The organism is Actinomycetota bacterium (assembly GCA_036280995.1).
Classification (GTDB): domain Bacteria; phylum Actinomycetota; class CALGFH01; order CALGFH01; family CALGFH01; genus CALGFH01.
In genome coordinates, this window is record DASUPQ010000378.1 from 1 (window position 1) to 12,496 (window position 12,496).

At 76.8% G+C, this 12,496-nt stretch carries 13 protein-coding genes; 5 read left to right on the top strand and 8 right to left on the bottom strand.

The window, feature by feature from the left end; translation table 11 throughout:
- Positions 1-292 (bottom strand): GNAT family N-acetyltransferase (locus VF468_12740; GenBank protein ID HEX5879162.1); only part of this gene is annotated, 292 nt, incomplete at its 3' end.
- A gap of 44 nt (positions 293-336) precedes the next feature.
- On the bottom strand, positions 337-1,143 hold the full coding sequence (locus VF468_12745) for a hypothetical protein (GenBank protein ID HEX5879163.1): 807 nt from the start codon (positions 1,141-1,143) through the stop codon (positions 337-339).
- 170 nt (positions 1,144-1,313) lie between these two features.
- Between VF468_12745 and dut the strand changes: the two genes are divergently transcribed.
- The 3 genes from dut to VF468_12760 are packed head-to-tail and all read left to right on the top strand — an operon-like array spanning position 1,314 to position 3,172.
- Positions 1,314-1,754, top strand: coding sequence for a dUTP diphosphatase (dut, locus tag VF468_12750; protein ID HEX5879164.1), 441 nt, complete (start codon positions 1,314-1,316; stop codon positions 1,752-1,754).
- A 43-nt stretch (positions 1,755-1,797) separates the two neighbouring features.
- Positions 1,798-2,679: a hypothetical protein gene (locus VF468_12755; GenBank protein ID HEX5879165.1), complete on the top strand. Its 882-nt coding sequence runs from the start codon at positions 1,798-1,800 to the stop codon at positions 2,677-2,679.
- A gap of 46 nt (positions 2,680-2,725) precedes the next feature.
- Positions 2,726-3,172, top strand: a complete 447-nt coding sequence (locus VF468_12760) for a VanZ family protein (protein HEX5879166.1) — start codon at positions 2,726-2,728, stop codon at positions 3,170-3,172.
- Positions 3,173-3,196: 24 nt separating this feature from the next.
- Here VF468_12760 and VF468_12765 read toward each other — a convergent pair whose 3' ends face one another.
- Together VF468_12765 and VF468_12770 are read right to left on the bottom strand one after the other, a co-directional pair.
- On the bottom strand, positions 3,197-5,281 hold the full coding sequence (locus tag VF468_12765; protein HEX5879167.1) for a SpoIIE family protein phosphatase: 2,085 nt from the start codon (positions 5,279-5,281) through the stop codon (positions 3,197-3,199).
- A gap of 45 nt (positions 5,282-5,326) precedes the next feature.
- Positions 5,327-6,172, bottom strand: coding sequence for a sulfurtransferase (locus VF468_12770; protein ID HEX5879168.1), 846 nt, complete (start codon positions 6,170-6,172; stop codon positions 5,327-5,329).
- Between the two features lie 303 nt (positions 6,173-6,475).
- Here VF468_12770 and VF468_12775 point away from each other — a divergent pair, with 303 nt between their 5' ends.
- Both VF468_12775 and VF468_12780 read left to right on the top strand, forming a co-directional pair.
- Positions 6,476-7,033 (top strand): isochorismatase family protein, encoded by a 558-nt coding sequence (locus tag VF468_12775; GenBank protein ID HEX5879169.1) that lies wholly within the window; start codon positions 6,476-6,478, stop codon positions 7,031-7,033.
- A 70-nt stretch (positions 7,034-7,103) separates the two neighbouring features.
- Positions 7,104-7,694, top strand: a complete 591-nt coding sequence (locus VF468_12780; GenBank protein HEX5879170.1) for a nucleoside monophosphate kinase — start codon at positions 7,104-7,106, stop codon at positions 7,692-7,694.
- Between the two features lie 65 nt (positions 7,695-7,759).
- Here VF468_12780 and VF468_12785 read toward each other — a convergent pair whose 3' ends face one another.
- The 4 genes from VF468_12785 to VF468_12800 all read right to left on the bottom strand — a co-directional run.
- Entirely contained in the window at positions 7,760-8,254 is a 495-nt protein-coding gene (locus VF468_12785) for a GNAT family N-acetyltransferase (GenBank protein HEX5879171.1), read from the bottom strand.
- 50 nt (positions 8,255-8,304) lie between these two features.
- Complete coding sequence (locus VF468_12790) at positions 8,305-8,808, bottom strand: hypothetical protein (GenBank protein HEX5879172.1); 504 nt, start codon at positions 8,806-8,808, stop codon at positions 8,305-8,307.
- A 45-nt stretch (positions 8,809-8,853) separates the two neighbouring features.
- A complete protein-coding gene (locus VF468_12795) occupies positions 8,854-9,564 on the bottom strand; it encodes a carbohydrate binding domain-containing protein (GenBank protein HEX5879173.1) in 711 nt (236 codons plus the stop codon).
- Between the two features lie 65 nt (positions 9,565-9,629).
- Positions 9,630-12,496: AAA family ATPase (locus VF468_12800; GenBank protein ID HEX5879174.1), on the bottom strand; the 2,867-nt coding region annotated here is incomplete at its 5' end.

Consider the following 12,496-nt stretch of genomic DNA (forward strand, 5'->3'; position numbering starts at 1 on the left):
GGAGAACTCGCGAGCGGAGGATGCGGGGGTAGGCCTCGCGGGGGGCGACGGCGCACCAGCCCACCGGGGCGCCGTCGCGGTAGGCGAGCAGGCCGGGCGGCGGGCCCTCGTCGACCACCTGGCGGAAGGCCGACCTCGCCCCCTTGCCCCAGAGCTGCTCGAAGTCGCGGCCGCGGACCCGCCAGAACATGCACCAGCAGCCCTTGGGGTCGCCCGGGCGGTCGAACAGGGTGACCAGGTCGTCCCAGCGGTCCCGGGTCAGCGGGTGGATCTCGAGCTTCCCCTCGGCCACGTGCCCTCCTTCGCTCGCCGGCACGAGCCTACCCCGGCCCCGGGTCAGTGATCGGCGGGGATGCGGTCCTCGGCCTCGCGCAGCTCCCTGGCCGCGCGGCTGGCCCGCTCGCGGGCGGCGCTGGCCGCCTCGATGGCCGCCGCGGCGGTGGCCCGGGCCCGCCCGGCCTCGCGTTCGGCCTGGTCGGCCAGGCGTCCCAGCCGCTCGGCCTGGCGGGTGGCCAGCACGGCCTGGTCGGCGGCGAGCCGCGCCCGCTTGCGGGCCGCGTCCCGCTCGGCCATCGCCGTCGCCCGCCGGGTCCGGCGGGCCGCCCCGTCCTCCTCAGGGGCCGCCGCCTTGGCCGACGCGGCGGTGGGGACGGTGTCGAAGCCGGACGGGTCGAGGTCGGCGGTGAGGCGGCCGTTGCGGACCAGGTCGGCCGCCTCGGGGCTGGCCGCGGCGGCGTGCAGGGTGGCCGCGACCCGGTCGCGGGTCGCGTCGGTGGTGGCGTGGCCGGCCTCGCCGAGCAGTGCCATGGCGTCCCTGACGAGCCCGGCGACAGCCTCGCGTTCGGCCTTGGCGGCCGCCCGGAGCTCGGCCGCGCCCTTGCCGGCCAGGGCCGCCTGGTGGGCGGCGCGGAGCCGTTCGCCGGCGGCCAGGAGCCCCTCCAGCCCGGGTCCCTGTCCCCGGGCGAGCTGGTTCACCGCCCAGGCCGACAGGGGCGGGCGCCGCAGCGCCTTGACCCGCTTGGCGGCCTCGGCGTCGCCCTCGCGGCGGAGCCGGCGGGCGAGCTCGTCCCGGGCGGCCACGAACTCCTCGGGGGGCAGCCCGAACAGCTCGTCGCCCACCTGCGTGTCGGCCAGCTCGCTCACCTCCTCGTCCCCTCCAGCTTGCCGCCTGCGAGCCCGCATGGGTAGAATGACATCGCTGTAATTCTCCCCGGCGGGTCGTGCGCCGGTTCGCCGGGGATGAGCTGGGCCCCGGGCCGCGAGGGGAAGCGCGGTCCGGGGCCCTGGCCATTCCGGCGAAAGGGGCCGCTGCCATGGTCGCTCCCGAGCTGCCGGTCCGCCGGCTCGACCCCGGCCTGCCGCTGCCCGCCTACGCCCACCCCGGCGACGCCGGCGCCGACCTGTGCGCCGCCGAGGAGGTTGTGCTCCCGCCGGGCGGGCGGGCCACGGTCGGCACGGGGATGGCCGTGGCCGTCCCCGACGGCTACGCCGCCTTCGTCCACCCCCGCTCCGGCCTGGCCTCCCGGCACGGCATCACCGTGGTCAACGCCCCCGGCACGGTCGACGCCGGCTACCGCGGCGAGGTCAAGGTGGTGCTGCTCAACACCGACCGGGCCGAGCCGTTCACCGTCCGCCGCGGCGACCGCATCGCCCAGCTGGTCGTGCAGCCGGTGACCCGGGTGCGCTTCCTCGACGTCGCCGAGCTCCCGGGGACCCCGAGGGGCGAGGGCGGCTTCGGGTCCACGGGGCGGTAAGGTGGTTGCCGGGGTAGTTGCAGGGGAAGGCCTCCGGCGAGCGATGAATGACCAGCAGAAGGACCAGTGGGGGGAGCGGCTGGCCGCCGAGGGCGCGGCCGCCGGCACCGACCAGCCGTCGCTGCGGCGCCTGCTCGGCGACGCCGTCGGGGTGGTCAAGGGCCGGCTGGGCGAGGTCAGCAAGGGCGGGATCCGCCCCCTCCTCGACGAGGCGGCGGCCCAGGTCCGGCCGGCCACCCTCGAGGAGCTGCGCGGCCGCTACCCGGACCTGCCCGACGACGAGGTGGCCAGGCGCCTGATCGACCGGGCGGCCAAGACCGCCGCCGGGCTGGCCCTGCTCGTCGGCGGAGTGGTGGCCGCCCAGCAGGCGGTGGCCGTGGCCTCGGCGGCCGCGCCTCCGGTGGCCGGCACGACCATCGGCAGCATCGGCGTCACCGCCCTGGCCGAGGTGCTCGCCCTGTTCGTGCTCGAGGCCAAGCTCCGGGCCGACTTGGGCGCGCTCGCCGGCCAGCCCACCCTGACCCCGCGCGAGCTGGCCGCCAACGTCCTCGGCGACGTGCAGGCGGCCGGCGGCTGGAAGGCCGTGCGGGGCCGCTCGCTGCGCCGGGCCCTGCCCGACGCCACCGCCCGGCGGGCCGCCGCCCGGCTGGCGGCCATCGTCCCGGCCCGCTTCGCCCGCATCGTCATCCCCGAGATCGTGGCCCCCCTGGTCGGCTCGGCGGTGGCCGCCCGGCTGGCCTCCAGGCAGGTCCGGGCCGGCGGCGAGCAGCACTGGGGGCGGCTGCGGACGATGCCGCCAACCGTCGCCACCTGGGGCCCGCCGGTCACCCCGAACGGCGGCCGCCCGCCCGCGGGCTGGCACCCGTCCGGCTGGGGCCCGCCGCCCGGGGACGAGCCCCGCCAGCTCCCGCCGCCCGAGCGGTGAGCGACCCGCGGACGGGCGCCGGCCGGCGCCCCTGATGCCGGGCTGGGTGGCCGGGACCGCCGCCGTCTCCTATGCGGCGGCGCTGGTCGTGGTCACCATTGCCCCGATCCGCTGGGGCGCCGACCTGGCCCGCTACCGCAACAACTGGCGGCCCCAGCTGGTGCCGCTCTGGAACCTGGTCGTCAACCTGCGCGACGGCGACCGGGTCCTGGCCACCCTGGCCGGCGCCGCCGGCAACGTCGTCCTGTTCCTGCCCCTGGGGTTCCTGCTGCCGATGCTGGCGCCCCGGCTCGGCCGGTTCTGGTCGGCCGTGGGCGCCGGGTTCGCGCTGTCGGTGGCCATCGAGCTGTCCCAGGTCGCCTTCCCCGGAGTCCGCCGGGCCGACGTCAACGACGTGCTGATGAACACCCTCGGCGCCGCCCTCGGGCACCTCCTCTACCGCCGGGCCGAGCGCGCAACGGCTTGGAGTCGGCCTTCGGCCGACGACCAATAGACTTCGACCGGCGGAGCCGGTCGACTAGGCCGGCTCGCGGCGCAGGACCAGGACGGCGGCGTCGTCGTCGAGGTGGCCGCCGGAGTGGCTGAGGACCTGCTTGAGGACGACCTCGGCCACGGCGGCGGCGCTGGCCGCGACCGCCGGAGGGGCCGCCTCCAGCCCTTCGGTCCCGAACTCCTGCCGCTCGGGGTTGCGGGCCTCGACCACGCCGTCGGTGTAGAGCACCACGCAGCGGCCCGGCGGCAGGGTGAACCGGGCCGTCTGGTAGGTGGCCTCGGGGAACAGCCCGACCGGCAGCGACCCGGCGAAGGCCAGCATCCGCGGGGTGGGCCCGGTGAGCAGCGGGGGCGGGTGGCCGGCGCTGGACCAGCTCACCTCGCCGGACGCGGGGTCAAGGACGAGCAGCAGCAGGGTCGCGTACTCGTCCTCCACGAACTCCTCCAGGACCCGCCGGTTGAAGGCGGTCAGGACCCGGCCCGGCGTGCGGCCCTCCTCGACCAGGGTGCGCAGCTCGTAGCGGAGCCGGACGGTGTGCCTGGCCGCGGCCACGCCCTTGCCGCAGACGTCGCCGATGACGGCCGCGGCCCGCCCTCCCTCCAGCGGGAACAGGTCGTAGAAGTCGCCTCCGACCTGCGCCACCTCGCTGGCCGATCGGTACAGGGCGCCGGCGTCCAGGCCGGGCACGGTCGGGAAGTCGGCCGGCAGCACGGCCGCCTGGAGGGAGGTGACCGCCTCGCGGAGGACGCTGACCAGCCGGGCCCGCTCGATGATGACGCTCAGGTAGCTGGTCAGGGTCTCAAGGAAGGCCAGCTCGGGCCGGCTGAAGCGGTGCCGCCGCTGGGTGTAGTTGACGAACAGGACCCCCAGCGGCCGGCCCGGACTGCCCAGGCGCACGGCCACGTAGGAGCGGACCCCGAAGCGCTCGATGTAGGGCCGCTCGGGCCCACGGACCTGGTCGGCCCGGGCGTGCACGACCGGGCGGCCGGTGCGCACGACCTCGGCCACCTCCGGCCACTGGGCGAGGACGATGCGCATGCCGAGCACGACCTCGTCGTCCATGCCGACGTGGGCCCGCCCGGCGAGCACGTCGCCCCGCTCGTCGAGCAGGAACAGGCTGGCCGAGTCGGAGCCCAGCAGCCGCGCCGCCTCTCCGGTGACCAGGTACAGCAGGGCGTTCAGGTCCTCGACCGAGGCGATGGCGGCGGCCAGGTCGACCAGGCTGCGCAGCCGCGCCGAGGTGACCCGGGCCCGCGACAGGTCCCGGCTGCGCTCGGCCGCGATCGCCTCGGCCCGGGCCCGGGCCGTCACCTCGGCGGTGGTCTCCCTGGCGATGATCAGCACCCGGGTCGGCTGGGCGCTCGGCTGGGGCAGGCGCGAGCAGGTCATGGAGAAGGAGCGGGCCCGGCCCGGCTCACACCACTCCAGGGCGGCGTCCTCGACCGCCACCGTCTGGCCGGTCTCGGCCACCTGCAGCAGCAGGTGGAGGAAGCCGGCCGGCCCGGCCTCGGGGAACACCTCGGCCACCGGCGCCCCGACCATCGGCTTGTCCGGGCGCAGGGCCTTGGCCACGTCGTTGGCCAGCTCGACGACCATGTCGGGGGCGCGGGCCACGGCCACGGCCAGCGGGCTCATGTCGACCAGGGCGGTGACCAGGTCGCGCTCCTCCCGCAGCTCGCGCAGGATCGTCTCCTCGCGCCCGACGTCGCGGAAGCTGACCCAGGCGCCGGTCTCGCCGCCGTCCAGCTCGACCGGGCCGCCGGTGCAGCGGACCCAGCGGGCGACCCCGTCCTGGGCGACGAACTGGAACTGGAGCTCCTCGACGCGCTCGCCGGCCAGGACCCGGGCGGCCGGCCACTGCTCGACCGGGACGGGCTCCCCGTCGGGGTCGCGCACGTCAAAGCGGGCCGCCAGCTCCGGGAAGGAACCGGGCAGCTGGCCCAGGCCGGTGAGGCCCATGATGCGGAGGGCCTCGGCGTTGGCGTAGCGGAGGCGGCCGGAGGCGTCCACGACCGCCACCCCCTCGGCCAGCTGGCCGAGGACGTCGCCCAGGATCGCGCCCGACGCTCCGTCGGGGCCGGGCGGAGGCAGATCGCTTGGCCTGTCCACGGCCGCAGTCTGCCCGACCGCCCGCCCTAGCAGCAATGCAGGGAGTTACCGCTCGATCGGCACCCCGACCAGGGAGCCCCACTCGGTCCAGGAGCCGTCGTAGTTGCGGACCCGCGGGTAGCCGAGCAGCTCGTGGAGGACGAACCAGGTGTGGGCTGAGCGCTCGCCGATGCGGCAGTAGGCGACCACGTCCTTGCCGGCCTCGACACCCTGGGCGCCGTACAGGTCGGCCAGCTGGTCGTCGGTGAGGAACTTGCCGGTGGAGCCGTCGACCGACTTGGCCCAGGGGATGTTGACCGCGCCCGGGATGTGGCCCGGCCGCTGGGCGGCCTCCTGGGGCAGGTGGTCGGGGGCGAGCTTCTCGCCGCGGAACTCCTCGGGCGAGCGGACGTCGACCAGGGCCGCGCCCTCGCCGGTCCGGACGGCCTCCAGGACCTGGTCGCGGAAGGCACGGATGGAGGTGTCGGGCTCGCGCACCGGGTAGCCGCTGGTCGACCGCACCTCGGCCGGGTCGCCGGTGAGCTCGCGGCCCTCCAGCTCCCACGCCTTGCGGCCGCCGTCCAGGAGCTTGACCGATCCGTGGCCGTAGACCTTGTAGTACCAGTAGGCGTAGGCGGCGAACCAGTTGTTGTTGCCCCCGTACAGGATCACGGTCGTTTCCGGGGTGATGCCCAGGGTGTCCTGCAGCTTGGCGAACTGCTCGGGGGCGATGAAGTCCCGGCGCAGCGGGTCCTGCAGGTCGGTGTTCCAGTTGACGGCCACGGCCCCGCGGATGTGCCCGCGGGCGTAGGCGTCGGTGTCCTCGTCGACCTCGACGACGCGGATGCCGGGGTCGTCCAGGTTGGCAGCCAGCCAGTCGGTGGAGACCAGCAGCTCGTCACGGTTGGCCATGTGTACGGATGCCTCCTCGGGCAGCGTGGGGAGATGAGGAAGCGGCCGCGGCCCGGCTCCGGCCCCTAGCGTGGGGCGAGCTGGGCCGCGACCCGCCGACACGGCGGGCGTCCGGCGGCCGAGTTGCCCGTCCCGAGCCCCATGGGCGCGCAGGCACGGGTCGTCAGCGCGGCGGGACCCCGGCGAACGCTCACGGGATCCACTTCCGGCTGGGCCATCAGTACGATCATGGTGGTACAGGCTGCCAGCGGAGCGGGCACCCCGTCAACGAACCGTACCTCCGAGGAGTCTCAAGGAGTCCCGATGGCCTTCACCCCAGAGAGCGACGACGCGCTGGTCGTGGTCGACGTGCAGCGCGACTTCTGCCCGGGGGGAAGCTTGGCCGTCCCCGACGGCGACCAGGTCGTCCCCGTCATCAACCGGCTCGCACCGAAGTTCCAGACCGTGGTCACCACCCACGACAGCCACCCGCCCGACCACTCCTCGTTCGCCAGGCACGGCGGTCCCTGGCCGGACCACTGCGTCGAGGGCACGCCCGGCTGGGACCTCCATCCCGACCTGGAGCTCGACCCTCACCACCAGGTGTTCAAGGGACGCGACCGGGAGGTGGACGGCTACAGCGGCTGGAGCCCGGAGCTGGCCGACTTCCTGTCCCGGCGGGGCACGACCCGGGTGGTGGTGGTCGGGCTCGCCCTCGACTACTGCGTGCAGGCGACCGCCCTGGACGCCCGCGTCGCCGGCTACGAGGTGGTGGTCCTCACCGACGCCACCCGGGCGGTCAACGTCAAGCCGGACGACGGCGAGCGGGCCCTTGACGGACTGCGGGCCGCCGGCGTCCGCGAGGACCGCGCCGAGGTCTAGCGCGGTCTGGCGTTGTAGTTTGCGGGCCGGGGGCTACCGGTCCAACACTGAGGCAGAGAAGGAGGGATGGTTGACCGAGACCCCCATGACCGACGGCGAGCTGCGGCGGGTGCTGCTGCTCGGCCCCCCCGGAGCCGGCAAGGGCACCCTGGGCCCCCATCTCTCCGAGCTGCTCGGCGTGCCCCACGTGTCGGCGGGGCGGCTGCTGCGGGCCGCGGCCTCCGGGGACGACCCGCACCGCATCGCCGAGCAGGTGCAGCGCGGCCATCCGGTGCCCGACCGGGTCGCGCTCCAGGTGATCGGGGCCGAGCTCGGCCCCGGGTTCATTCTCGACGGCTTCCCGCGCAACGTCCGCCAGGCGGTCGAGCTGGACCGGCTGCTGGAGGGCGACGGCCGCGACCTCCAGCTGGTGCTGGAGCTGGTCGTGCCCGACGAGGTCGCCTCGGCCCGGCTGTCGCGGCTGGCCCGGATGGAGAGCCGCAGCGACGACAGCCCGGACACGGTGGCGGCGCGGCTGGTCACCTACCGGCGCGAGGCCGGGCCGCTGCTGGCCCACTACACCGGCCGGGTCCGGCGGGTCAGCGCCTCCGGCGACGTCGACGAGGTGTTCCTCCGGGCCGAGCGGGCCCTGGCCTCCCGGCCCCGGACCCCCTCCGGCTGACGACGACGGCTGGGAGTCGGCCTGCGGCCGACGATCGACAGGCTCCGACCGGCGAAGCCGGTCGGTCAGCCGACCAGCGGGCTGCGCCGCTCGACCAGGACCACGTCCCGCCAGCGGCCGCCGAGCTTGCCCAGCCGCTCGCGCACCCCGACGGTGCGGAAGCCGCAGCGCCGGTGCAGGGCCAGGCTGGCCTGGTTCTCGGGGAAGATCCCGGCCTGGACCGTCCAGATGCCGGCCGCCTCGGCGCCGGCGACCAGCCGCTCCAGCAGGGCCCGGCCGACCCCGTGGCCGGCGGCGTCCGCGGCCACGTAGACGCTGGCCTCGGCCACCCCGGCGTACGCGCAGCGCTCGGAGACGGGGGAGAGGGCGGCCCAGCCCACGACCCGGCCGCCGGCCGCCGCGACCAGCCGGTGGCCGGCCAGGTGGCCGCCGTCCCAGGCCTCCCAGGTGGGGGCGGCGGTCTCGAAGGTGGCGTCGCCGCTCGCGATGCCCTGCTCGTAGATGGCCCTGACCGCCGGCCAGTGGTCGGCGGTCAGCGGCTGGATGGTGGGCGCGTCCATGGGGGCCATGATGCACCGCGCGGGTCTCCGGGCGCCGCCCGGGTGGGCGGCTACCTCCCGGGCAGGCGCAGCCGGGCCGTCTCGAACGTGGCCACCCGGGCCAGGATGCGGTCGCGCCGGGCCGCCGTCGCCACCAGGACCAGGCCGAGGCCGAGGGCGCCGGTGCCGGCCAGCAGCAGGGAGGCGCTCCGGGACGGGCCGGTGAAGGGCAGGTTGCACATGGCCGCGCCCTTGGCCATCACGTGGTCGGCGAAGGCGACCTTGGCGCCGTCGGACCGGCTGACGGTCAGGCGGAGGCGCAGGACCTTGTTCAGGCGGGCCGGCAGCTTGGCCATGAACTCGCCCTTGGCCGAGGTCCGCACCGTCTGCCCGGCCAGGGTGCCGCCGGTGTCGCGGTTGGTCAGGGTCAGCTGCACGGCCGTGCTCCTGGGCATGCCCTTGCCCATGGCCGTGATGCTGGTGCAGGTCATGTCGTGCAGGCCGACGTGGTGCTTGGTCTCGGCGGAGGCGGCGGCCGGCAGCGACAACGCCGCCATCAGGAGAACGATCGCCAAGATCCTCCACGGGCGCATGCTGGTGTCCTTTCCGGTAGGGGCCGGTCAGCTCATCGACATCGACGAGGTGGCGCGGATCGCCAGGTCGTCCACCAGCAGGTTGGTCCCGCTGGTCAGGGTGGGGGCGAGAATCTCGACGGCCAGGGTCGTGCCCGGCCGGTGGGTGTCGTGGGAGACCTCGAGGCGCTGCCACTCGCCGGCCGTGGCCACGGCGCCGACGGTGTCGACCGAGTAGCGCCTGCCCCCGCGGAGCTCGAACAGGTTGACCTGGACCTCGACCCCGGGCCTGCTGGCCCGGACCCAGGCGGTCGCCTCGTAGCGCCGGTCCGACTGCAGCCGTGCCACCTCGGCGTGCAGGGCGCCCGGCTGGCGGGACGACCCGCGGGTCAGGCGCAGCGCCCAGTCGCCCTGGCGGCCCTCCTCGACCCGTTCCAGGCCGGCCCGCCCGACGGCGTCCCAGCCGGCCAGGCCGGCCTCGAACCCGGCGTCGGCGAGCAGGTTGCCGTCGGTGGGCGTGGGCGCGGCCGTGGTGGCCGGGCTGGGGGTGGTGGCCGCCGCCCGGGTCGTGGTCGGGGCCGGCGGCAGCAGGTTGGGCAGGCGGGCGGCGCTGGACTCGGGCCGCTCCAGCAGCGAGCCGATCAGGATGGCGGTGGTCAGCCCGATCGCCACCACGGCCAGGATCGACTCGACCAGGAGGTGGTCGCGGGCCCGGGTCCGCGGTGGCGGGGCGAGGTGGCGTGGCGGGGTCCGCTGCATGCCCGAAACGTCCCAGCCGACGCTAACGCCCCGGTAACGCCGCCAAGTTCGCGGGAATCGCCGCGCTAGGCGGCGCCCGTCGAGGCGAGGAAGGCGAGGGCACGGCGCCGCTGGGCCTCGGCCCCGGCATGGTCGCCCTGGGCGGCGAGCAGGCGGGCCGCGGCCAGGCGGGCGTCGGCCTCGTCGGGCAGGGAGCCGATGGCGGCGTAGGTCTCGGCGGCGGCCAGCGGGTCGCCGCCGGCCAGGGCCCGGGCCGCCGCCAGCCACGGCGACGGCGGGATGCCGAGGCGGTCGAGCGCGGCCGCCGGGATGCCCAGCTCCACCAGGACCAGGCCGAGGTCGGCCCCAAGGTCGGGGTAGAGCACGCCGTCACCGAGCCCGTCGAGCAGCCGGCCGGCCACCTCGGCCGCCTCGGCCCGGCGGCCGGCGGCCAGCAGCGTCCTGGCCAGGAAGGCCCGGGTCGGGTGGAGGTCCTGGGGGTCGCGGGCCTCCACGGCCAGGGCGTGGGCCGCCTCGGCGTCGGCCAGGGCCTGCTCCAGCCGCCCGCCGGCCAGGTGGATCCGGCCCCGCCACAGCCGGCACTCCCACTCCAGGTAGTGGTGCTCGTCGCCGGCGAGCAGGTCGTCGACGACGGCCACGACCTCCGTCCAGCGCCCGGTCCAGTAGCGCTCGGCGACCCGCTGGAGCTCGATCGAGCGCCGCCAGCGCCAGGACCCGAACCGCTCGGCCAGCCGCGTCCCGGCGGCCAGGGCGGCGAAGCAGCGGGGCAGGTCGCCCATGGTGGCGGCCGCCCACCCGAGGTTGAGGTGCCAGAGCGTCCCGCTCGGGGCGCCCAGCTTCTCGAACCGGGCGATGGCCGCCTCCAGGTCGTCGAGCCCGCCCGGGTCGCCGGCCTCGACCCGGGCCATGCCGATCGCCCCCAGGGCGTCGGCCTCCAGGTCGGGCAGGCCCAGCTCCCTGGCCATGGCCAGCAGCTGCAGGCCGACGGCCCGGGCCTCGGCGTGCCGGCTGGCCACCACCAGGTGCATCATCGCGCCCCGGAGCACGGCCGCCTTGGTCGGCGACGGCGGCGTCCCGGCGACCAGGGCCAGAGCCCGTTCGTGGTGGGCCTCGCGGTCCTGGCCCCGCCCCTGGAGGAAGGCCAGCTCGCCAAGGAGCATCTCGGCCTCGGCGGCGGCCACGGGCGCGCCGGCGGCCAGCAGGGCCTGGCGGGCCGCGGTGAGCTCGTCGTGGCCGGCCATCTCGCCCCGGCAGCGGGCCCGGCCCAGGCGCAGCAGGAGCTGGCCCCGTTCCGGGCCGCCCTCGGGGCTGAGCTCCAGGGCCTCGGCGTGGAAGCGGGCGGCCGTGTCCCAGCCGCCGAGGGTCGCGGCCCGGTCGCCGGCGTCCCGCAGGGCGGCCAGGGCGCGGCCGGCCAGCCCGGGCGGCTCGGTCCCGGCGGCGCGGGCGAACGACAGGGCGGCCCGGTAGTGGTAGGCGAGCAGCTCGGCCCGCCCCTCGGCCCGGTCGGGGGCCACCCCCTCGATCCAGGCGGCGGCCCGGCGGTGCTTGGCGGCCCGCTCGGCCCGCAGCACCTGCCCATAGGCGACGTCGCGGACCAGGGTGTGGCGGAAGGCGTACTCGACCTCGCCCGCCACCCGCGAGGCGGGCGCCCGCTGGAGGAACTCGCGGGCCTCCAGGCGGCCGAGGGCGGCCTCCAGATCGGGGAGGTCGCGGCCGGCGATCTCGGCCAGCGCGCCCAGCCAGCCGACCTGGCCGAGCACGGCCGCGTCATGCAGCACCGCCTTGTCGGGGGCGGGGAGGGCGTCCAGGCGGGCGGCGACGATCGCGTGCACGCCGGTGGGCAGGAGGTCCGGCCGGAGGGGTCCGGGGAACCCCTTCGGGGTGCCCCGGTGGATCGATCGTCCTGACGGCTCCCCGGTCGGCACTGGGTTTGAGCCGTCCGCGCGGTCGCGCAGCATGCGCACGTACTCCTCGGCGAACAGCGGGTTGCCGCCGACCCGGGCCAGCAGGGCGGGGTCGACCTCGGTGGGCAGGCCGTGGTGGGCCAGGAGGGTGGCCAGCAGGCCGGTGGTGTCGGTGTCGCCGAGGGGGCCGAGCCGGATGGTGGTCCCGCCGGCGCCCCAGCCGGGCCGGCGCTCCAGCAGCTCCGGCCGGGCCGTGGCCAGGACCAGGACGGCCGCCGGGGCGGCTCCCGGGTCGACCAGGCCCTCCACGAAGTCGAGCAGGGCGTCGTCGGCCCGGTGCAGGTCCTCGAGGGCCAGCACCAGCGGCCGGGTGGCGGCCAGGCCGTGCAGGAAGCGCCGCCAGGCGGCGAACTCCTCGTCGCGGTCGGCGGCGGTGGTCGGCCCGGCGGCCGATCCGGGCCGGGAGCCGACCCCGACCAGGCGGCGCAGGTGGCCGGTGACCCAGGCGGCGGTGACCGGGTCGGCCACCGCCCCCGCGGCCACGGCCAGGCGCCGGCCGGCGAGCTCGGCCCCGTCGCTCTCGAGGATGCCGGCCTCGGCCTTGACCGCGTCGGCCAGCGCCCCGAAGGTCGGGCCGTCGCCGTAGGGCAGCGCCCGGCCCTGCCGCCACGAGACGGGGTCGGGGTCGGCGGCCAGGCGGTCGGCCAGCTCGGCCAGCAGCCGGCTCTTGCCGATGCCGGCGGCGCCGACGACGGTGACCAGGACCGGGCCGCCGCGGGCCCGGCCGGCGGCGGCGAGCAGCGCGTCCAGCTCCCGGTCCCGGGCCACCAGGGGCGGGAACCGCCGGCTGGGGGAGGCCGGGCCGGCCCGCGGGGCCAGGGCCGGCCATGCCGGCAGCGGGTCGCGGGCGCCCGCCGGTCCCTGGCGGACGGGACCATAGGCGATGGCCCGCTCCGTGGCCCGCCGGGTCGCCTCCGCCACCAGCACGGTCCCGTCCGGCACCAGCTCCTGGAGCCGGGGGGGGGGGC

Bases quoted from the DNA above. Each gene is read 5' to 3' on its own strand.
- VF468_12770 (HEX5879168.1), bottom strand. From the start codon at position 6,172: ATGGCCAACCGTGACGAGCTGCTGGTCTCCACCGACTGGCTGGCTGCC.
- VF468_12785 (HEX5879171.1), bottom strand. From the start codon at position 8,254: ATGGACGCGCCCACCATCCAGCCGCTGACCGCCGACCACTGGCCGGCG.
- VF468_12795 (HEX5879173.1), bottom strand. From the start codon at position 9,564: ATGCAGCGGACCCCGCCACGCCACCTCGCCCCGCCACCGCGGACCCGG.
- dut (HEX5879164.1), top strand. From the start codon at position 1,314: ATGGTCGCTCCCGAGCTGCCGGTCCGCCGGCTCGACCCCGGCCTGCCG.
- VF468_12775 (HEX5879169.1), top strand. From the start codon at position 6,476: ATGGCCTTCACCCCAGAGAGCGACGACGCGCTGGTCGTGGTCGACGTG.
- VF468_12755 (HEX5879165.1), top strand. From the start codon at position 1,798: ATGAATGACCAGCAGAAGGACCAGTGGGGGGAGCGGCTGGCCGCCGAG.